The 20,974-nt window shown below is 36.7% G+C and carries 16 protein-coding genes; 9 read left to right on the top strand and 7 right to left on the bottom strand.

The genetic code is table 11. The features are described 5' to 3' along the window. Positions 1–122: 122 nt before the first annotated feature. The 7 genes from dnaE (at position 123) to SGJ10_05045 (ending at position 6,748) form a co-directional block, all read left to right on the top strand. Positions 123–3,686 carry a DNA polymerase III subunit alpha gene (gene dnaE / locus SGJ10_05015; protein ID MDZ4757484.1) on the top strand — a complete coding sequence of 1,188 codons (3,564 nt, stop codon included), beginning with the start codon at positions 123–125 and terminating at the stop codon, positions 3,684–3,686. Positions 3,687–3,752: 66 nt separating this feature from the next. Then, positions 3,753–4,130 (top strand): AAA family ATPase, encoded by a 378-nt coding sequence (locus tag SGJ10_05020; GenBank protein ID MDZ4757485.1) that lies wholly within the window; start codon positions 3,753–3,755, stop codon positions 4,128–4,130. 12 nt (positions 4,131–4,142) lie between these two features. Next, entirely contained in the window at positions 4,143–4,841 is a 699-nt protein-coding gene (locus SGJ10_05025) for an AAA family ATPase (protein MDZ4757486.1), read from the top strand. A 3-nt stretch (positions 4,842–4,844) separates the two neighbouring features. Continuing rightward, positions 4,845–5,330, top strand: a complete 486-nt coding sequence (locus tag SGJ10_05030; GenBank protein MDZ4757487.1) for a hypothetical protein — start codon at positions 4,845–4,847, stop codon at positions 5,328–5,330. A 105-nt stretch (positions 5,331–5,435) separates the two neighbouring features. Continuing rightward, a complete protein-coding gene (locus SGJ10_05035) occupies positions 5,436–5,924 on the top strand; it encodes a 3'-5' exonuclease (protein MDZ4757488.1) in 489 nt (162 codons plus the stop codon). A gap of 13 nt (positions 5,925–5,937) precedes the next feature. Continuing rightward, positions 5,938–6,360 (top strand): hypothetical protein, encoded by a 423-nt coding sequence (locus tag SGJ10_05040; GenBank protein ID MDZ4757489.1) that lies wholly within the window; start codon positions 5,938–5,940, stop codon positions 6,358–6,360. A gap of 70 nt (positions 6,361–6,430) precedes the next feature. Continuing rightward, entirely contained in the window at positions 6,431–6,748 is a 318-nt protein-coding gene (locus SGJ10_05045) for a hypothetical protein (GenBank protein MDZ4757490.1), read from the top strand. A 6-nt stretch (positions 6,749–6,754) separates the two neighbouring features. Here SGJ10_05045 and SGJ10_05050 read toward each other — a convergent pair whose 3' ends face one another. The 5 genes from SGJ10_05050 to SGJ10_05070 all read right to left on the bottom strand — a co-directional run bounded on the left by SGJ10_05050 (position 6,755) and on the right by SGJ10_05070 (position 10,024). Beyond that, on the bottom strand, positions 6,755–7,393 hold the full coding sequence (locus SGJ10_05050; GenBank protein ID MDZ4757491.1) for an MIP family channel protein: 639 nt from the start codon (positions 7,391–7,393) through the stop codon (positions 6,755–6,757). Beyond that, complete coding sequence (locus SGJ10_05055; protein MDZ4757492.1) at positions 7,390–7,803, bottom strand: arsenate reductase ArsC; 414 nt, start codon at positions 7,801–7,803, stop codon at positions 7,390–7,392. Before SGJ10_05055 ends, SGJ10_05050 begins: the two co-directional genes overlap by 4 nt. Before the next feature lie 19 nt (positions 7,804–7,822). Next, positions 7,823–8,296 (bottom strand): DUF6428 family protein, encoded by a 474-nt coding sequence (locus SGJ10_05060; protein ID MDZ4757493.1) that lies wholly within the window; start codon positions 8,294–8,296, stop codon positions 7,823–7,825. A gap of 135 nt (positions 8,297–8,431) precedes the next feature. Beyond that, the gene (locus SGJ10_05065; protein MDZ4757494.1) at positions 8,432–8,764 is read right to left on the bottom strand and encodes a metalloregulator ArsR/SmtB family transcription factor; all 333 of its coding nucleotides are present in this window, start codon (positions 8,762–8,764) and stop codon (positions 8,432–8,434) included. Between the two features lie 231 nt (positions 8,765–8,995). Next, positions 8,996–10,024, bottom strand: coding sequence for a hypothetical protein (locus SGJ10_05070; GenBank protein ID MDZ4757495.1), 1,029 nt, complete (start codon positions 10,022–10,024; stop codon positions 8,996–8,998). A 167-nt stretch (positions 10,025–10,191) separates the two neighbouring features. Between SGJ10_05070 and SGJ10_05075 the strand changes: the two genes are divergently transcribed. Beyond that, positions 10,192–13,014 (top strand): pitrilysin family protein, encoded by a 2,823-nt coding sequence (locus tag SGJ10_05075; GenBank protein MDZ4757496.1) that lies wholly within the window; start codon positions 10,192–10,194, stop codon positions 13,012–13,014. Positions 13,015–13,112: 98 nt separating this feature from the next. Here SGJ10_05075 and SGJ10_05080 read toward each other — a convergent pair whose 3' ends face one another. Next, complete coding sequence (locus SGJ10_05080; protein ID MDZ4757497.1) at positions 13,113–13,556, bottom strand: hypothetical protein; 444 nt, start codon at positions 13,554–13,556, stop codon at positions 13,113–13,115. Next, positions 13,556–13,930 carry a hypothetical protein gene (locus tag SGJ10_05085; GenBank protein ID MDZ4757498.1) on the bottom strand — a complete coding sequence of 125 codons (375 nt, stop codon included), beginning with the start codon at positions 13,928–13,930 and terminating at the stop codon, positions 13,556–13,558. Before SGJ10_05085 ends, SGJ10_05080 begins: the two co-directional genes overlap by 1 nt. Positions 13,931–14,309: 379 nt before the next feature. Between SGJ10_05085 and SGJ10_05090 the strand changes: the two genes are divergently transcribed. Further along, positions 14,310–20,390, top strand: coding sequence for a PKD domain-containing protein (locus SGJ10_05090; GenBank protein ID MDZ4757499.1), 6,081 nt, complete (start codon positions 14,310–14,312; stop codon positions 20,388–20,390). Positions 20,391–20,974: the final 584 nt, after the last annotated feature.

The following is a 20,974-nucleotide window of genomic DNA, read 5'->3' on the forward strand; positions in this document are numbered from 1 at the left end:
TTCGCCGCGGCGAACTGAATCCTAAATCCATTTCCCAAATTCTATCCACAACCAAAAATAATTCTGAATTATATGATAATTTTGCAAAGAACGCTCTTCGATAAACTCAGCGTGACATTATCATGGTATTTTCTCATCTACACGTACATACACAATTCAGCTTGCTCGATGGTGCTGCACCCATCGGTAAATTATTTAAAAAAGCAATTGCCGATGGGCAGCCCGCTTTGGCTATTACCGACCATGGAAATATGTTCGGGGCATTCAATTTTGTGGCCGAAGCTTATAAGCATAAAAATGAGGACGGAACTTTGAAAGTGAAGCCCATTGTGGGTTGTGAGTTTTATGTAGTGGACGATAGAACTAAGAAGCAATTTTCAAAAGATAATAAAGATGTTCGTTACCATCAATTGTTTTTGGCCAAGAATGAAGAAGGATATAAGAACTTGAGTAGGCTTTGTTCGCTGGGTTATATAGAAGGTTTATATAGTAAATGGCCACGTATCGACAAACAACTTATTGAGCAATATCACAAAGGACTCATCGCAACTACCTGTTGTTTGGGGGCTTCTGTGCCTCGTACAATTTTACGTAAGGGCGAAGCAGAAGGAGAGAAGGAATTCAAATGGTGGTTGGATATGTTTGGCGAAGATTATTATATAGAATTACAACGCCATGATATTCCGGAGCAAAACCAGGTGAATGAAGTATTATTAAAATGGGCAGTAAAATATAATGTAAAAGTAATTTGCAGCAATGACAGTCACTATGTAGATAAGGAAGATTACAATGCCCATGATATATTATTATGCATCAATACAGGCGATGTGCAAAATACTCCAAAAGCCACGGATGAAGAGGGTGGACGTGGTTATAGATTTGGTTTTCCCAATGACCAATTCTATTTTAAAACCACTGCCGAAATGGAACAATTATTTTCGGATATCCCACAAGCATTGGATAATACGAATGAAATCGTTGGCAAAATTGATTTGCTAAGTCTGAAGAAAGATATATTGGTTCCTGCATTTCCTATCCCTGATGGATTTTTGAGTGCTGATGATTATTTGAAACATATAACTTATGAAGGAGCACGAAAAAGATATATAGAAATGACGCCCGAAATAGAGGAGCGGTTGAATTTTGAATTACATACTATTAAAACTATGGGTTTCCCAGGTTATTTCCTTATCGTGGCCGACTTTATACAAGCTGGTCGAAATATGGGTGTGCTTATTGGTCCTGGTCGCGGCAGTGCTGCGGGCAGTGCTGTTGCGTATTGTATAGGCATCACCAATATCGACCCCATAAAATATGGAATGCTCTTCGAAAGGTTCTTAAATCCAGAACGTAAATCCATGCCCGATATTGATACGGACTTCGATGATGAAGGTCGTGCGAAAGTATTAAATTATGTAGTAGAAAAATATGGTAAAAACCAAGTTGCACAAATTATAAATTATGGAACGATGGCTGCAAAAAGTGCAATTAAGGACGTTTCACGAGCTCTCGATTTACCCTTAAGTGAGGCCAATGAACTGTCGAAAATGTTTCCAGATAGGGCTAAGACTTTATATAATGTTTTTAAAACCAGCATGGATGAACTCAAGAAATCGGATGACCTGCAAAGTGAAGATTTAGATGCGATAAAAAAACTTAGAGATATAGAAAAGGGAACTGACTTAAAGGCCCAGGTTCTTAGAGAGGCACAGGCTTTGGAGGGTTCGGTGCGTAATACAGGAATACATGCATCGGCGGTAATTATTGCCCCAAGCAATTTGATTGATCATATACCTTTATCGGTCAATTCAAAAGAAGGTTCCGATTTACTGGTAACACAGTGGGATGGAAAAGTAGTAGAGGATGCTGGCTTACTGAAGATGGACTTTTTGGGATTGAAAACTTTAACTATTATAAAGAATGCAGTAGAAATTATAGAACAAAACTATAATATTAAAATAGACCCCGACGAAATTCCATTGGACGATCCCAAAACATTTGAACTGTTTCAAAAAGGTGATACTACCGCAGTGTTCCAGTTTGAAAGTGCAGGCATGCAAAAGTATATGAAGGAGCTCAAGCCTACTCGCATAGAGGATTTGATAGCGATGAATGCTTTATACCGTCCGGGCCCGATGGAATATATACCTATGTTTATTAAGCGTAAACATGGCTTGGAAGAAATCAAATATCCTTTGCCTGAGTGCCAAGATATATTGGAAGAAACTTATGGTGTAACAGTATATCAAGAGCAGGTAATGCTACTTTCGCAAAAGCTTGCGGGCTTTACCAAAGGACAAGCAGATACCTTGCGAAAAGCTATGGGTAAGAAGCAAATTTCGGTGCTTAATAGTATGAAGGAAACTTTTTTACAAGGCACTTCTGAACGCGGACATGATAAAACGGTATGCGAAAAAATGTGGGTTGATTGGGAAGCATTTGCACAATATGCTTTTAATAAAAGTCACTCCACTTGTTATGCATTTGTGGCGAATCAAACTGCCTATCTCAAAGCAAATTATCCGAGTGAATTTATGGCTGCGGTATTAAACAGTACCAATAATATAGAAGATGTTGCTTTTTTTATGGAGGAGTGCAAACGTATGGGCATCAAGGTTCTTGGGCCTGATATTAATGAATCGAAATTGAAATTTTCGGTAAATAAAAATGGAGATATACGTTTTGGAATGGGCAGTATGAAGGGTGCGGGCGAAGTTGCCGTAACACAAATTATTTTAGAACGCGAAGCCAATGGACCATTCAAAAGTATATTTGATTTAACTCGCAGAGTCAATTTAAAAAATGTAAACAAACGTGTATTAGAATCGATGGCGTATGCAGGAGGATTTGATAGTGTGAGCGGAAATAATAGAGCAAAATATTTTCATTTAGAACAAGGTGAAACGGAAAACCCGATAGAAAAATCTATTCGTTATGGTAGTAATTATCAAGCACAGCAATCGGCCAATCAGCAAAGTTTATTTGGTGGAGCATCGGCCGTAAGCCTTCCAGAGCCGAGATTGCCCGAGGCAAAAGAGTGGGGTATTATAGCACAACTCACCAAAGAAAAAGAAATGGTCGGTATATTTATTTCAGGACATCCTTTAGACAAATATCGATTTGAATTGGAAACTTTTTGTAAAAGTAAAGTGATAGAACTACAAGACTTGGATGCATTTCGAAATAAGGAAGTTACCGTAGGAGGTATGATTACAAAAGTAGTGCATCGCACAGGCAAAACAGGCAAGAAATTTGGCTTATTTACCTTAGAAGATTATACAGGGTCGTTTGAATTTGCATTGTTCGGTAAAGATTATACCGACTATAATAAGTATATGATGGAGGGTTTGTTTTTATATGTGCGTGCACGAATTCAACCTCGTTATAATGGTGATAGTTTAGAATGTAAAATTACTTTAATAGAGCACCTCACCGAAATAAAGCAACGCAAATTAAAAGGTATAAATATTAGTATAGAGCTTCCCAAATTTGATTTGGATATTTCAAATAAATTCGAAAAGATATTACAGGAAAATAAAGGCTCAACACCCGTTACTATTACTTTTAAAGAGCCAGTAGAAAACATGAATGCAGAAAGTTTATGTGCGAAATATAGTGTGGATTATACGCAAGATTTGAACGAAGCTTTGCAAAGGTTGGATATGGATGTGAAGGTGAATGTGTGATTATTATATTTGATAGTTGTAAAAAGGCTGATTTATAATAAATTTGCCTTTTAAATAAAAGTACTCATGGCAAAAAAAATTACCGAAAGTTACTTTCTTACTGATGTGGAGATTAAAAACTTCAAATCAATTAAGCATTTAAAGTTTAAGCCTAAAAGAGTAAACTTATTCATTGGAAAACCTAATAGTGGAAAGTCAAATTTGTTAGAGGCTTTGTCATTACTTGGCGAGACTTATAATGGTTATGCAGGTCCATTTTTGGAAAGTTTTATCCGTTTTGACTCTTATAGTCAGTTGTTTTTTAATTTAGACCAATCAAGCCCAATCGAAATAAAAACAAATTTAGGAAATGCGTGGTTGCGTTACTTGAAGGGAAATAATATACATGACCTAATTATAGGTATTAGTGAAGAAGAGTATAAAAAAAATGTACTGTCTCTTTAAAGAACAAATGATATGGAACAGTACGTTCTTTCTAATAAAAGCCCGCATTTTATACTGAAACCATTTTATAAGAGCTTTCAAAGTAATGATAATTATCAAATGGAGCAAGGTATTGAAACTCCAATTAAAAGATATTATTTTCAGCCCAAACTAGTTAAAAACTACTCCGATAGTTTTTCTTTGTTCCTCAAAACATCAGGTGAGAATCTATATTCGATAATTGAAGGTGATGCCCATCTAAGAGAAATAGCGGGAGATTTTTTTAAAGAGTACAAATTAGATTTTGTATTTGACATAGATAAGAAAAAATTTTTGATACAAAAAAGGATTGGAAATATTGTATATAATTGGACTTTGACAATGACTCCTGATACTTTTCAAAGACTGATTTATTATTTAGCTGCTATATATTCAAATAATAATTCTGTGTTACTTTTTGAAGAACCAGAAGCACACTCCTTCCCGCCGTATATTTCTATGATAGGTGAGCTGATAGGAAAAAAAGCGGAGAACCAATATTTTATTTCCACCCATTCTCCTTACGTATATCAGTCAATCGTTTCGAACACAAACAAGGATGATTTAGCTGTGTGGGCTTTGTCATACTCCAAAGGCCAAACAAAGATGGTGCAGTTGACAGAAAAGCAGATTGGCGAAACTTTGAGTGATGGAGTTGATGTATTTCAAAATATAGAACGCTATACTAAATAATATATGGTAGTTTTATATCCCGAATGTCATACTGAGAAATTCCTTTGTGAGTTCATTGGTTATTCCAAAAGCAAGATAATTACGTGTAATGGAAAACCAAATGTAATCAATAAACTCAGATCGTCGGATAATGATATTATTGCAATTGGTATTGTTGATGAAGTTCCAATGAAGACTCAGCATCCAGATTGTAAATTGTATATTGAGAAAGCCAATTATTTAGTTATTAGTCTATTACAACAAAAGAATAATGCGAAATATTTTTTAATTGAATTCAAAGAAGAATTTGAGCCTTGGATTAAAAATATAAATAAGAAAGCAAAAGTTGATCCCGAAAGATATAATAGTAAAATGGACAGGCTCCATGAATATACAGGAGTAAATATTCCAGATAAGTATAAAAAGTTTCTTAAAAAAATATTTGATTCATATCCAGACCCAATTAATAAGTTTAAGCAATGGATAAAAGATTGCGATAATAATAGCTAAAAAAAATAAAAGGTCATATTTCTCCATTTTTTTTTTCACGGCAACCTGTTTTCATGCTCAAGTCCAATATCTTTATAGTAGATCTTTAAAAAGTCAAAAAAAAAAATGAAAAATACATTTACTGCAATAGATTTTGAAACGGCACATGGAAAAAGATGGAGCATTTGTCAAGTGGGCTTGGTACGTGTTGAAAATGGAATTATTACCGACAAATTATCAATTTTAGTGCAGCCGCCTGATAATTTTTATTTCTATAGAAACACAGAAATTCATGGTATTACCCCTCAGCAAACACGGCATTCACCAACCTTCGATGGTGTATGGGGGCAGCTAGAACCCTATATTAAAGAACAAGACGTAATAGCTCACAATGGTTTTGCATTCGACTTTAATTGTTTAGAACATACACTTGCCTATTATGATATCGCCAAACCACAGTATAAAGGATATTGTACCTATAAAATATATAAGGCTAACTTAGCTTCGCTATGCAAGCAATACAATATTCCTTTAAATCATCATGATGCACTGAGTGATGCGATGGCTTGTGCGAGGTTATATGAGATGCATATTGCCGCTACAAATTATAAATAAAATAAAACATAACATGACAGATACATATAATAAATTTTCCCAAGAATATGATAAATTATTCGCTGAGAATATCGTCAGTTTTATAAAAAATATAAAAGCTAAGAAGGATTTAAAAGGCAATTACAGACTTTTTTACCCCTCGTTTGGTGTTAAAGAAAATGAAAAGTGTGATTTCATCATTTATGGGCAGGCGGTAAAGGATTGGAGCCCTGATATAAGTCTACTAGAAGATAAGCGATCAATTGCGGATAAAGTAAAGGAAAGTATAATCTATTCGAATTCATATTTAGAAAATCATTGTCCGCTTGATTGGGTGAATGTATATTGGAGTAAAAAATCCTACACACTTAATACCTTAAAGAAAGAAGCGGAGGAATTCTATCCCCCTATAGATTATACTACATCTAGATCATTTTTTTGGGAATGTAGTATATAAGTTCATTTCTGATTATTATGAAATAAGCAGAGATAGTAATGATTGGGCTAAAAAGATCATTTGGTCAAATTTGTATAAGATATCGCCTGATTATGGTAATCCAGAAATTGATGAACGTGTGTATCAATTAGATTTATCAGTTGAATTATTAAAAAGGGAAATAGATGAAATCAAACCTAAGTTTTGTATAATACTTACAAATGAAGAATGGTGGAAGCCCTTTAGAGAAAAGTTAGAACAAAAAAAATTGGAACACAATAGCGGACCAGAAGTGATATCATTTGAAGAGTATAATGATACTAAAATAATATTGACCACTAGGCCCTTTAGCGGCAGCCATGAAAAACATGTTTCTCAAATCCTCAAACTAACGGAAAGAGCAAAGTAATATACATTAAATAACCCTCAACCTTCTCACCCCACTCGCCAACAAAGCACCCAAAACCGGAGCAATTATATATAACCACAACGAAGTAAAATTTCCCGAAACCAATGCAGGTGCTAGGCTGCGGGCAGGGTTCATGGATGCTCCACAAATAGGGCCCGCAAACAGAGCTTCCAATAATACCGTTCCGCCAATTGCCAAGCCTGCAAAATGATTGACATGGTTACTTTCTTCGGTACTATATAATATAACCAACATCAATATAAAAGTAAGTATTAGTTCTAGTATAAAAGATTGCATTTCACTTCCTGCGGGTAAAGTTGCTCCTAAGTTTATATTATTGGGGAATAAAAATTTTAACAATATACTTGCCGTAATTCCACCGAGTATTTGCATACTTATATAAGGAAGAATTTCTTTGCCTTTAAATCTTTTTGCAAGCCACAAGCCCAAAGTTACTGTTGGGTTTATATGTGCTCCGCTTACATGGCCAAAACTATATATCATAGCGATTACAATCAATCCGAAAGTAAAGGCAATGCCAATGTGGCCAATAGTTCCATTGGTTTCTTGGTTAATAATAATGGCACCCGTTCCACAAAAGATTAGGGCAAATGTTCCAATAAATTCTGCTAGATATTTTTTCATAAATTAGTTTCTACAAATTTTTGGCAATATACTTTTATGAGTTCACGTACTTCGGCAAATTGTGCTTTTATTTCGTCTTCAGTGCCTGTTGCTTTTGCCGGATCGGGAAAATTATAATGAAATCTTTTTGCATCGCTAGGAATGTAGGGGCAACGTTCTTTGGCATTATCGCATACGGTTATAATATAATCGAATTTAATAGTTGCATATTCATCTACATTATTTGAAGTATGATTTGATAGGTCAATTCCGTCTTCAAGCATGGTAGCAATTGCTGTGGGATTTACGCCATGTGTTTCCACTCCCGCACTATATATATTGGCTTTTGCCTTTGCAAAATGTTTGAGATAACCTTCTGCTATTTGGCTACGGCAGCTATTGCCGGTGCAGAGTACTAAAATGTTTTTCATGCTAGTATTATATATAATATTAACAGCAAGCTCCTCCGGGAGTGCAACAACTTTCATCATTTGCTGCAAGATTGACTAATTGTAATTTTTGTTTTGGCTGAGGTAAATTACATTTAGCTTTAGCTAAACAATCTGTATGCTTAGTAGTTAGTTTAAAGTTTTCTCCATCCACGTCCAAGCCATATATACCAATGGTTTCGTTTTGATATTCAACTTCAATTTCTAAATCTTCACCACTCAAAACCTTTTCAGACAAATCTATAATATGTATAAATTTAGAGGGTTTTAATCGGTGGTCAATATCATCGGCAACCCATATTTGGATATTGGCATATTTGTCGGTATGTATATCGCCACCGCAATCGATAAAATGTTTCGTGGTGAGTCCGACTTCTGTGATATGGAAATGCGATGGCACTTGTTTTCCATTCGGCTGTATAACATTTAAAGTAGTTATATTACTTAGATGATTTTTTAATTCTGATAGTTTCATAATTTTATTTATTTTTTGATGTTTGTGGTGCTATGTGCCAACCGCAGTTGTCCGTGGTTCCCCGAATGTTTTCGGAGCCACCAACCACCTTGCAGGCTTTGCACATGGTCGGTGCCCCCACCAACCATCAATAGATTAACAGCATTTATTATTTTTCTTTTCTAATTTAGTGGATACACCCGCAAAAAATACCTGTATTTTATCCCAAACTTTTCCATCAATACAATAACAAATCGCATTGCCTTCTATGGTGCCTTTTATAATCCCTGCAGTTTTTAATTCACGCAAATGCTGTGATACTGTAGCTTGTGCCAAGGGCAACTCATTTACGATATCGCCACAAATGCAAGCATCTACTTTTATTAAATACTCTACAATAGCAATACGTGCAGGGTGTGCGAGTGCTTTTAACAATACCGCAGTATCGTTTTGTTTTTTGGTGAAATTTTCGGTTTTACTAATACCCATATATTAATATTGCAATAATACGATAAATATTTGAAATTGGAGAATTGTTTTTTTATTTTTTTGTGCAATCGTCATTCTGATCCCGACCTATCGGGATTCAATGTGAAGAATCTGTTTTTTAGAAAACGGTATCATATCACCGTCTCCGATACTAACAGATTCTTCGTCTCGTCTTAAAGTTTTACTACAACAAATATATACTGCTCACGAGACTCAGAATGACGGGTAGAACTACAACTTCTCAATCACCCCAATCTTTCCCTTATTGCCCGCTAAAAATATTTTCTTTCCCTTTTTTGCTTTTTGCACAACGTGAAAACCTTCTGTGGAGTATGAATTCCAAGTTTCTCCATCTTTACTTATATCAACTCCGTTAGGACCACAACATATATAATATTTGCCTGCCAGTTCCACACATTCTCTATAGCCATTGGGAAGTTTTTTTGGTTTTATTTGCTTACCATCTATTATAATAACTGCATTTTTTTCTGCGAGGTTTTCCTTGTCGTAGTTGCCGCCAACCAGGATAAAAGCATTGGTTTTGTTTGACATTGGGCAAAATGAAAATGCACCTGAACCGGAATTCCCTTGTTGTATCATATTACTATCAATATTATATATGTAAGTTTTAATAGGCCCTCTATCACTCATTGAATGCAAATAACACATGCGACTTATTGCTCCTCCTGTTACAAAAGCCAAACTGCCTTTGGGCAATGCTCGCATACAAGTACCGCTGGCTGCAAACAAACTTTCGTTGGGCTTGGCTATCATAGTCCCTAAACTATCCATTACACTCCAGCTATATCCTATACTTGGTCGAATTGACACAAAATATTTATCAATAGGATCTCCAATAGCTATTCCATGATGCCTATCCCAAAAAGAAATAGCATCTAAAAATATATTTGTATCATCACTTCTATATGTTTCCATCCAAGAATTTCCACCATCAATAGTTTTTAATATAATAGCGGGTCGGGTTACGGCCAATACATAAGCAGTGCTAGTGTCAAATGCTTCCACGTCTCTAAATTCACATTTCTCATAACCTTTGGGTTGCCAAAAGCGGAAGTTTTTTCCGTCTATACTTTTTGCAATCCAACCTTTGCTGCCGCATGCCCACACGGTTTTATCATCCACCGCACACAAGCCACGCATAGAAGTATTGGTGTCTTTTGCCAATATAGTAATTTGCGATTTGCTAATGGTGGTACACAAACATATATATATAATGATGAAGAGTTTTTGGTAATACATATTGGAACAAATGTAGTAGAAAATATTTGATGAATAACTATACGGCGTCATGCTGAATTTATTTCAGCATCTATAGACCCTGAAACAAGATCAGGATGACGGGAGTCTTCGAATCTTAAATATTCCTAAGTCTCGCAATGACGAAAACTTTCACCTAAATTCGCACCATGATTTTCACAAAATTTAACAAACATATAGCAGCCCTTTCAGTTGCACTCATTATTGGAACCCTATGCATGGCACAGGCCACACTGGTAGAAGAAGTAAAAGCACAGCCCGGTAAAACAGTTATCCCCTACAAAAAGTATAAACTCAAAAACGGACTTACTATTATAGTCCACGAAGACCACAGTGACCCGATGGTGCACGTGGATGTTACCTATCACGTGGGCTCAGCACGCGAAGAAATAGGCAAATCGGGCTTCGCACATTTCTTTGAGCACATGATGTTTCAAGGTAGTGAGCATGTGGGCGACGAGATGCATTTTAAATATATAAGTGAGGCAGGTGGAAATTTGAACGGAACTACCAATCGTGACCGCACAAATTATTTTGAAACATTACCCAAAGATTATTTGGAAATGGCCCTGTGGCTCGAAAGTGACCGCATGGGTTTCTTGTTAGATTCGGTTACCAAACAAAAATTTGAAGTACAAAGATCCACAGTAAAAAATGAGCGTGGTCAGCGTTATGACAATGTTCCTTATGGCTTAGTGGGCGAGTTTTCGGCAAAGAATTTTTATCCTTATGGACATCCTTATAGTTGGCTCACCATTGGTTATGTGGAAGAATTGAATGCCGTAGATGAGAATGATTTGAAACGTTTTTTTATGCGTTGGTATGGCCCCAACAATGCTACACTTACAGTAGGTGGCGATGTGAGCACAGACCAAGTTATAAAACTTGCAGAAAAATATTTTGGTACGATTAATCAATGTCCTACAGTGGGAAAAGCTCCTATTGATGTGCCACAGCTCGCAGCCGACAGACATGTAAATATGGAAGATAATATCCGTTTTCCGCAACTGAGTATTATATATCCAGGTATACCGATGGGTCATCCCGATGAGGCAGCACTCGATGTATTATGTCATATATTAAGTAATGGAAGAGGTTCGTTTATGTATCGTAATTTTATAAAACCACAAAAAGCCATGACTGCCAATGTAGGTTCGTATACTTATGAGCTTTCGGGCGAGATAACATTTACCGTAAGAACGATGCCGGGTGCTTCATTGGTAAGTATGGACTCTTTATTGAATGCAACTTTAAACGAATTTGATATATATAAACCCAATAACGATGATTTGAATCGTGCAGTAAACGAATATGAAAATAGTATATTAAAATCATTGGGAAGTGTGAGCAGCAAAGTATCACGATTGGCTTCGTATCAAACATTTTTGGGCAACCCCAATATGATAGGAGAGGAGTTATCAGCATATCATAAAGTAACTGCCAATGATGTAAAACGCGTTTTCAATCAATATATAAAAGGCAAACATAAACTAGTTGTGAGCACCGTGCCCAAAGGTAAAAAAGAATTAAGTGCAGCTCCCGATGATTATATAGTGGACTCGGCAGGATATATAAAACCCAAAGACCAGTATTCAGGCATTAAATATTTAAAAGCTAAGGATATTTTTGACCGTAACAAAAAACCAAATAGTAGTGCGGGATTAAATCCACCACATGATATTAATTACTGGCAAACAACTATTCCAAATAATATACCTGTATATGGAATTACAAATACCGAATTGCCTTTTGTTAACTTTAGGGTAGCTATGAAGGGAGGGCATTTACTCGACGGATATGATACCAGCAAAAATGGTTTGGCCAATATTACGGCGGCCATGCTCAACGAATCAACTTTAAAACATAGTGCTGAAGAATTAAGTAATATGATAGAGGTGACAGGTTCTTCTATATCATTTAATGCAAGTGGCGAATATATAACTTTGGATATAGAATGTCAGAAAAAATACTTACCTGAAGTAACCCGCATTGCCATCGAAAAAATAATGGAACCTAAATTTGATCTAGCTGATTTTTCGAGGGTTAAAAACCGATTGATGGAATCAATTGCCAACCAAAGTACTCAAGCCACCACCATGGCTTCGCAGTTATTTGCAAAATTGGTATATGGTCCCAATAATATCAACGCACTTCCAGCCGATGGAACAGTTGCCAGTTTAAAAAATATAACTATAGATGATGTAAAAGATTTTTACAAAAAGTATTTAAACTCATCCAACATGTATATAACCGTGGTGGGCGATATCGAACAACCAAATGCACTGCAAGCTTTGGCATTTGTGAGAATGTTGCCAAGCACAAACTATGATATGCCCGCCACGCCCAAAGAATATCAAACACAAAAAACAAAACTATATTTAATTGACAAACCCGGAGCTGCACAAAGTGAAATAAGAGTGGGTTACTTAGCTTTGCCTTATGACGCTTATGGGGTATATTATAAATGTACGGTGATGAATTACGTATTGGGTGGAGCCTTTAACTCGCGTATCAATTTGAACTTGCGTGAAAAAAATGGGTGGACTTATGGAGCCCGCTCTAGCTTTAGTGGGGGCAGTACTGCCGGACCTTTTTCAGTATCGGCTGGAGTGAAGAAAAATGCGACCGACTCAGCCATTCTTGAAATAATAAAAGAACTTGAACACTATAAGCAACAAGGTATTACCATAGAAGAAATGAACTTTACCAAAAACGCGTTGATGAATGCCGAAGATTTGAAATACGAAACCAATGGTGCAAAGTTGGGCTATTTAAATACCGTTGCCACCTATAACCTCACGCCGCAGTTTATGATGCAAAAATTTCAAACTTTGCAGCAACTTAGCGAATCTGCTATCACCCGTTTAGCAGGTGAGTATTTGCCCGTTGACCAAATGTATATAGTAGTGGTGGGAGATAAGAAAACGATACTGCCAGGTTTGGAGAAATTGGGGTATGAGATAGTAGAGTGATGGTTATCTTTGCATAGCTAAATTATTTAAATATAAGCAGCGTATACTCACCATACGCTGCTTTTTTAATTTTTTATTCTTTTACAATTTTAAAAGATTTATGATACCTTCCATTCTCTATTTTTAGAAAGTAAATTCCGTAACTCCTCGATTATATATATTATAATGTTTCCGCAATAATTCATAGCTATAAGTTGCGGTGGCCATGACTTATTGTTTAGAGTATGATAATCATTAACCCCCAATAAGGTTATTCTGTTTCTATCAACTATACATTTTACAATTTCAGAATTAAAATTAGAAGACAAAAAATGCTTTTTATTTATTGTATTCCCATATTTATCTAATATATATATAATAGAACGTTGGGTTCTTAAAAATGTGGGGACGTATATATTCCCCACACTGTCAAAATCAAAAGCCCCTTCAGTCATGTGGTCACTGGGATAATCTTTGATAAGCTTTACCCATTTCTGGGGTTGCTGGGCATAGCTGCTTATGCTTATCAAAGTTATAACACAAACATAAATAGATTTATTCATTATTCTTTGTATATAAGCGTATAACAACATGCATTTCCATTCTTAAATACCACAGCATAATAATACCCTGCTGTAAAATTACCCGTATCTGGCGTTATGGTCGTACTTGAATTGGGTGACACATTTGACAACTGCGAATATACTTGATAAGCTTGTAAATCTACAATCTTAACCACTATGTCTGCGTCATAACTATCTGCGTTATTAATAGTTAATCCAATATTATTGCCAAAAGGGTTAGGGCTTGCGTTTATACTTAAAGAGCAACTATCGTACACAGTAGTATCATTACTATAATCATACTGCCAAGCTGCAGGCGGGTAAAAAGCAAAAAGTTCCATTGTATCACTAGAATCATTTAACAAAAGCGACATATATAAACTTTGGGCTGCTCCGCTTATAGTTTTAAGGGTATCAAGAAATTTGCAAGAAACAAACAGCTCAACAAAATTTTAAACGGAGAAGTTATTATTAATGCACTGAAACAAGGGAATACTGAAATTAAAGAATTATCTATCATTATTGATAAGATACTAAATAGCCAGTTGTTATAAAAACAATAGTCATCCTCAAAATCACCGTAAAATAAAATCACCCCACTTTGTAAGAAATTTTATCCAACTTAATTTTTTGTGTAGTACATTTCGCAGCAATAGTAGTAACAAAAATAGGAGGATAATTATTGGCACATTTTTACTTTTGCTGTTGCCTTAAAGCAACCATTTTCTCTGTTTTGGGCTCTACTAATAACACATGAATAAGAGCACACAACACCATACGAGCAATTTGGCGTGTTTCACCATTTTGGTGTTCCTGTTCTTGGGGCAATATGTACTTGCCCAAGTACCTGCAAACGATGACTGCTCTAAATCCGAAGTACTTACCATCGGTAATAATGGATTTGCCCTTGCCACTATTTCTTCAAGCAATGTGGACATGACAAATGCCACTATTCAACAGGGAGAGAATTTTCACAGCATCCAAAAAAGCAGTAATAATAATGTAAAGTCAGTGTGGTTTAAGTTCACCATACCTACCGCCCGATCCATCAATTTAAAATTGAACCAAGTGGGCAATACCATTCCACAAAGTGATGCAGGTATTACAACTTACTTTACAAGCAATTGCTTGCCCGCAGTAAGTACCGTGGACAGTTCTAACCTTACCCCGCTCGATAAGTTTGGCAGCACCTCTACCTCCTGCTCTTACCCGGGTACTTATCTGGTGCAAATTTCTGCCAAGAACGGCGTTAAAGGTAAAATATATATTGAGCTCACCTTGTCGGAACCGGGTGTATTGAATAGTTATGATATGATGGCAAAGGCATATTCGTTCGGCACGATATCTACTGCTAGCAAATTTATAAGTCACGATATTGGCTGCGAGAGTATAGAAGACCAACTTGAATATTGCCAGGCATTGGGCAATGAAGCAAAAACATTTACCCAAAGCAGTTGGTACACTTTTTACACCCCATCCTATATAGATTTTTTGAGGGTGAATACTTCTTGGGTCAATAATGGTAACAAAGACAGCCGCATCGTTTATCGCTTGTATGAAGGCGATGCAAAAACCAGCAGCCTAGGTTCACTTAGTTTGGTTGATGGTTGCAAAATAAGTACAACAGGAGATGGGAAATATGATTACTTATGTACCATAAAACCCAATACCGTATATAGTGTACAGTTATTGTTTTACAGTTATCAGTCGGGCACAGTAAAGCTCGATGTAACCATGCTGGGCAAAGCTGCCAGCCAAGCACCGGTTCCTGTAGTGGGGCAAATGGCATCATCGAATAAATTGGGCGTTATTACCAGTAATATGGCAACTACTAAAAAATTGACCGATTATATGGGTTGCAATTCACGCCTGAGTTTAGCAGCAAATACTTGTGGCGATGTGAACCCTTTGAATGGTTATAAAAACAGTTCTGGAGATAACCTTAATCTTGCAACCTGGCTCACTTTCGAGCTAGATGTAGATGCAAGTGTAGCGATAACCCTTGCCCACTGGGGCCATACTTGCAATTTTATATATGGTAGATTATTCCGCAAGGATGCAGGTGCCGATTGCAGCTCAGGCCCAAGCTTGAGCGACTTAGAAATTGAATTTAGCAGCGACACAAAATTTCCTTGTTTGGCACGTGGTAAATATTCATTGCAAGTGTTGGGTATACTAAGCAGCGACCCAATGAATTGTGGCAATGCACTGGGAGACCAACTAGAAATTACAATCAACACTGTGCCCTTGCCTATCAATAATTATGGGCTTGCACAAGCGGGTAAAATTGACAATATAAATAACTTTAATGCAATAAAGTATGATAGTCTTTACAGTTCCAATATCGGGTCGTTCGATTGTACGGATAATGTGTTACCGGAGTCGAACCCCTGTTCTAATAATTACACCAAAGCACTCTACCGTCGCTTTAATATTGCCGATGCCGATGCTGATGGGGTGAACGATAGTATGTATATAACATTAACCAGGCTTTCTTTGTCAGCTTTTGGTTATTTCGACGATTATAAAATATATAGTGGCGATGCAAATGCCTTGGCTGTTTCGCAAAATAAATTTTCGGCGGGGCAAGTTTTGAGTGGCCTCAATTCACTATATCATTGTATGCAAACACCACAGAACAATAGCTTTTGCTTGTTGCCAGGCCCACATACGGTAGCCACTTTTGGGTTTAAAAATAATGTGAGCGATTCGGACAAGATTAGAATGAGAGTATATAGAAAAATTAAAAGCCGTTTCAATAATCCCAATACTCCCGATACTACATGGGGAGATATAAATACGTTGCCAATTGAACAAAAAATAATGGCGATATCCGATACAGTCACTTGTGTAGATAATCCAGCTACCATTGATAACTTAACCCCTTGCAACGATTTTACTAAATTATTCTATCGGGTATTTACAGTGAGCAAATATACGGTTGCACGATTCTCACCACTTAATGAAAGTAGTCATAAGCTCAGACTGTTTACGGGCGATTGCAGGAATGGTCTCAATACACTCAAGTATTATAAAGATTCAGCAGGCAAATGGGGCTGCGATACGCCTATTCGCATACATTATTGCTACCCACTTCCACCGGGCACTTACACATTGGTTTCCTATTTATCGGGAAAAGGTTATAATAGAAACGATATTACCGATGAGAACAAGGTTACCCGAGCTACCAATGTGTATGCATATATATATGATACTCCCAAGCCGCCCAGATACGACTATCCTTATAAGGCCAATACTACAAATTATAGTAAGAAACCCTTCGATTTAAAAGCTGGTGGGTTGGGCTATCAGCAAGATATATCGCAGGATTATCCTTTGGATACAGAGTACTTTAATTGTAATAATAATTTACCTTATAAAGTGCATCCCACTACCTGGTTTTGCAACGATAGAATGAACCGAACGGCTTATTATGTTTTCAATATAAAACAGGAATCATATCTCACCTTAAAAAATACAAATACCACCAATATTAGTTATACAGTATATGCACGAATATATAATTTCGATGTACGCAAAGACTCAAGCCGGATGGCTACCGACTCGGCATTGCAGCCATGTATGATAGCAGATAATTATATACAAATTTGCAAAATGCAAGCTGGCACTTATACGATACTTTTCAATGTGAGCGATTCGATGATAGGCGATTCTTTAATGTTTTCAGCTTATGTAAGCACGGTACCTTATTCACGTTTCGACCATGCAAATTTGGCTTACGATTTTGGCAATATACCTGGAGACGGAAATTTTTACGACCGTAAGCAAGGGGATTCGACTTATTTGAAAACCCATGCAGCAAGCTTCGACTTTTTTAACTGTACCACAGGTGCTAGTGCTAACGACCCCGGTGCCGACAAATATACTGGCATCTACGATCCCTCTGTTTCATATCCTATACAGAACAATAGAATAAGATATAATACACCACCCAATATGCAAAATGCCATCAGACGTAATTTGTGGTATACTTTCACCGTGGGAGGAGCAGGCAGGATAAAAGTATATTGTTATGAAAAACCAGATCCAAATCGCTCAGCAGGATTGGGGAAAATATTTAAAATATATAAAAGCAATATAAATGGGGCTATACCTTTTACACAATTGCAAAAAACGGGGAAAGTCGATTCTACTATCTTTCAAGGACTTTCTGAAGTAGCCAATAATATAGGTTCTAACGATAGTTTGCTGCCTACTGCCGGTTTTTTATTCAATACTTGTAGCGATACTTTGCTCACCAGATATTATATAGTGGTCGATCAAGCAGCAACGCAAGTATATCCAAACGATTGGGTGGAGCTTTCCGTAAAATATGATAGTATAAATTCTTATTTGCCCAATAACGATCATTATATAAATGCCAATGTGATAAATGGTTTAAAGCAGTTTAAACCTCCATATAAAGATTCGGCATTGAGCAATGGAATTTTCGAAGGCTTTTATAGCTCTATTGACTGTGCCACCAAAGCAAGTACTGACCAAAATCTTTGTGGCAATCAAACAGTTTGGTATCGATTTGATGTGGGCCAAGGTAAAAAATTGAGGTGGAATTACGACTTGGTAAATATTGATACCAATAGTAGGATTACCTTGAGTTGGAATGAAGATATCAAACTTTATAAAGAAATAGTAAAAGGAGATTCCACTTCCACTGGGCTTGTGGAGCAAATAAGTTATAGCACAGCTAATTTGTTGGGCAAAGACTGGCAACTAACCTGTGCTACATCGGGTCGTTACTATATCATGTTCACAGGGTGTAATCATATTTTTTTACGAAGATATTTACCCAGAATTTGGCTCGACAATGACCAAGGAGATTATTGTAGCGACCCTATAGATATTAATATAAGTGGTGCGGGAACAGCACTGGGCAAAACGGATGTATCATGCCATACATCGGGCGATTCGTATGGTGAAGACGGTTCCAATATGGGTTGTTTATATCCTATTGATTCAGGATATAAAACCACTTGGTTCAAGGTAAATATGTCGTCTACCAATAAAATGGATATGTCGTTTGCACTCGCCAATAAAACAACTGCGTCGTCTACTTTAATTCGGTATCGAATATTATATGGTACTTGCGATGCAATGACTCCAGGCCCATGCAATGTGAGTGCATTCACCAAATTCACACTTAACTGCATGACCACAGGTGTATATTATGTGCAAGTGCAAAGCCCCGCCGATGCCCGTGGCGATGTTGAACTTTTGGTTACCTCTGTGCTTACGGCTGTTCCCAATTGCTCGCCCATCAATCCCGATTTGCCTGTGGCCGATTTTGAAGTAGAAAAAAATTGCAATTACCAACCTATTAAATTTAAAAACCATTCCACAGCCGGCACTATAATGAAATATAGTTGGGATTTTGGTTATAATAATTTAAAAGATACTGCCAAAAATCCACTGGTTTTTTATCCCATCACCCATAAAATTGATAGTTATACAGTTACCCTGAAAGTAACCAACACAAAAAATAAATTGGATAGTATCATCTCGAAAAAAGTGATATTATATCCTGTGCCCACCGCTGCTTTTGTTAGCAATGCAGGCTGTGCCGAACTAGCGGTACAGTTTACTGACAGTAGCAATTATAATATGATAAACATTGCCAATCGCATTTGGGATTTTGGAGATACCCTTACTTCTAATGCTATAAACCCAGTACATCCCTATGCAGATTTTGGAACCAAAAATGTTTCCTTGATTATTATATCCGATCATGGTTGCACCGATACTGCTCTGCAAACTATTACGATAAACCCACCGCCACATGCCGCATTTACTTCAAGAACGGTATGCTTGGGCGATACTATATTTTTTAATGAAACAAGTTCCATATCAGCAGGAAATATAATAACTTGGGATTGGGATTATGGCGATGGTATACAAGAAACTATTACAAATAATAACTATAGTTCACCCTATCATATATATAATAGTTCAGGTAGTTTTTTAGTGAGCTTAAAAGTTACCTCCGATTCTGGCTGTAGTGATTTGCTAAGCCAATTGGCCATAGTAGGCGAGTACCCTGTGCCACTATTGATAGCCGACAGCCCCATTTGTTTGAAGTCTCCAGCAAACTTCTACGATTTTTCCACCATTAATAACGATTCCATTATGTCTTGGCTATGGAACTTTGGCGATGGCACTTCTTCTAAACTTAAAAACCCAACACATATTTTTAAGAAGGAAGGTTTATATAGTATAGGTTTAAAGGTAATCTCATCAATAGGGTGTAGCACCGATACTATATATATAGATAGGGTGATTGTACACCCACGGCCTAAAAGTAACTTTAGTTTAGCACCCGATTCCGTTTCGTTTTTTACACCCACCATTACTTTCACCAATAATTCTGTTGGAGCCGATACTTATATATGGTACTTTGGCAATGGAGATTCCACTACCGATATAAACCCTATATATGATTATACTGATACGGGACGATATCGCGTAAAACTTATTTCTGTAAATACATTTGGCTGCAAAGATTCCTCCTTTGGGCGATTATTTATCTCGCCCGATTTTACGTTCTTTATGCCCAATACTTTCACGCCCAATGGGCAAGGGCCAGCAATTAATGAAACCTATGGGCCAGAGGGTGTTTTTAAAGGCATTGCTCAATTTAATATGCATATATACAATAGATGGGGTCAAGAAATGTTCGTGTCCCATCATATCACCCAGCGTTGGGATGGCACCTACCACGGTAAGCCTTGCCAGCAGGATTTATATATATATAGAATTACCTATGTCGACTATTTCAAACAAGAGCAAAACAAGGCGGGAAAAGTGTATTTGTTGAGGTAGTAATACTAGGCCAGCTTTTTGACCTAACTTGCTTGGCAACTTTCCATAGTAGGAGAAAAAATTTGTACAACACAATTATATACTAGGTATTAACCCGATAAGGTAGAGACCTTGTTCCTCGGGTTTGAGCAAGGATAGCGTTTTGCAGGTTCATATTGTGCCCGATTAAAAAGCACTATCCTGTCGCTCGAGCACTAAAGTAGTTAAAAGGCAGTAACTTTCGAGAACCATGTCACCCGGGCATAATTTAAACCTGATGTTGGGCGTCGTTGTTTCTTTCTGCCGAGTTCAAATTTGCAGGATTAAATTCTATTTTGTCATCCCATGTTGTGGTAAATGTAATCTTTGCTAAATTATAATCTATCATAAAAGGAATTTTAACGGCTTGAAAATCATTTATTATAAGCTCGTTGTTATTCCTAAATAAGTTGTCACCATAAAAAGTTGCTAATGTTACAAGATGCCATTTATCGAAATCAATTGGATTTGTTGATAATTCATTAGACCTCTTTCATAATTCGATTCTAATAAATATAAAGGTTTGAAACACAAATTTTAAAACTTAGAATGCTGCCCTTTTTTAT

This window comes from Bacteroidota bacterium, from assembly GCA_034439655.1.
Classification (GTDB): Bacteria; Bacteroidota; Bacteroidia; order UKL13-3; family UKL13-3; genus CANJUD01.

Excerpts from the sequence above, each read along its gene's own strand:
- SGJ10_05040 (MDZ4757489.1), top strand. The coding sequence starts at position 5,938 with ATGACAGATACATATAATAAATTTTCCCAAGAATATGATAAATTATTC.
- SGJ10_05085 (MDZ4757498.1), bottom strand. The coding sequence starts at position 13,930 with ATGTCGCTTTTGTTAAATGATTCTAGTGATACAATGGAACTTTTTGCT.
- dnaE (MDZ4757484.1), top strand. The coding sequence starts at position 123 with ATGGTATTTTCTCATCTACACGTACATACACAATTCAGCTTGCTCGAT.
- SGJ10_05020 (MDZ4757485.1), top strand. The coding sequence starts at position 3,753 with ATGGCAAAAAAAATTACCGAAAGTTACTTTCTTACTGATGTGGAGATT.
- SGJ10_05070 (MDZ4757495.1), bottom strand. The coding sequence starts at position 10,024 with ATGTATTACCAAAAACTCTTCATCATTATATATATATGTTTGTGTACC.
- SGJ10_05030 (MDZ4757487.1), top strand. The coding sequence starts at position 4,845 with ATGGTAGTTTTATATCCCGAATGTCATACTGAGAAATTCCTTTGTGAG.
- SGJ10_05080 (MDZ4757497.1), bottom strand. The coding sequence starts at position 13,556 with ATGAATAAATCTATTTATGTTTGTGTTATAACTTTGATAAGCATAAGC.
- SGJ10_05060 (MDZ4757493.1), bottom strand. The coding sequence starts at position 8,296 with ATGAAACTATCAGAATTAAAAAATCATCTAAGTAATATAACTACTTTA.
- SGJ10_05090 (MDZ4757499.1), top strand. The coding sequence starts at position 14,310 with ATGAATAAGAGCACACAACACCATACGAGCAATTTGGCGTGTTTCACC.
- SGJ10_05075 (MDZ4757496.1), top strand. The coding sequence starts at position 10,192 with ATGATTTTCACAAAATTTAACAAACATATAGCAGCCCTTTCAGTTGCA.
- SGJ10_05065 (MDZ4757494.1), bottom strand. The coding sequence starts at position 8,764 with ATGGGTATTAGTAAAACCGAAAATTTCACCAAAAAACAAAACGATACT.
- SGJ10_05035 (MDZ4757488.1), top strand. The coding sequence starts at position 5,436 with ATGAAAAATACATTTACTGCAATAGATTTTGAAACGGCACATGGAAAA.
- SGJ10_05025 (MDZ4757486.1), top strand. The coding sequence starts at position 4,143 with ATGGAACAGTACGTTCTTTCTAATAAAAGCCCGCATTTTATACTGAAA.
- SGJ10_05055 (MDZ4757492.1), bottom strand. The coding sequence starts at position 7,803 with ATGAAAAACATTTTAGTACTCTGCACCGGCAATAGCTGCCGTAGCCAA.
- SGJ10_05050 (MDZ4757491.1), bottom strand. The coding sequence starts at position 7,393 with ATGAAAAAATATCTAGCAGAATTTATTGGAACATTTGCCCTAATCTTT.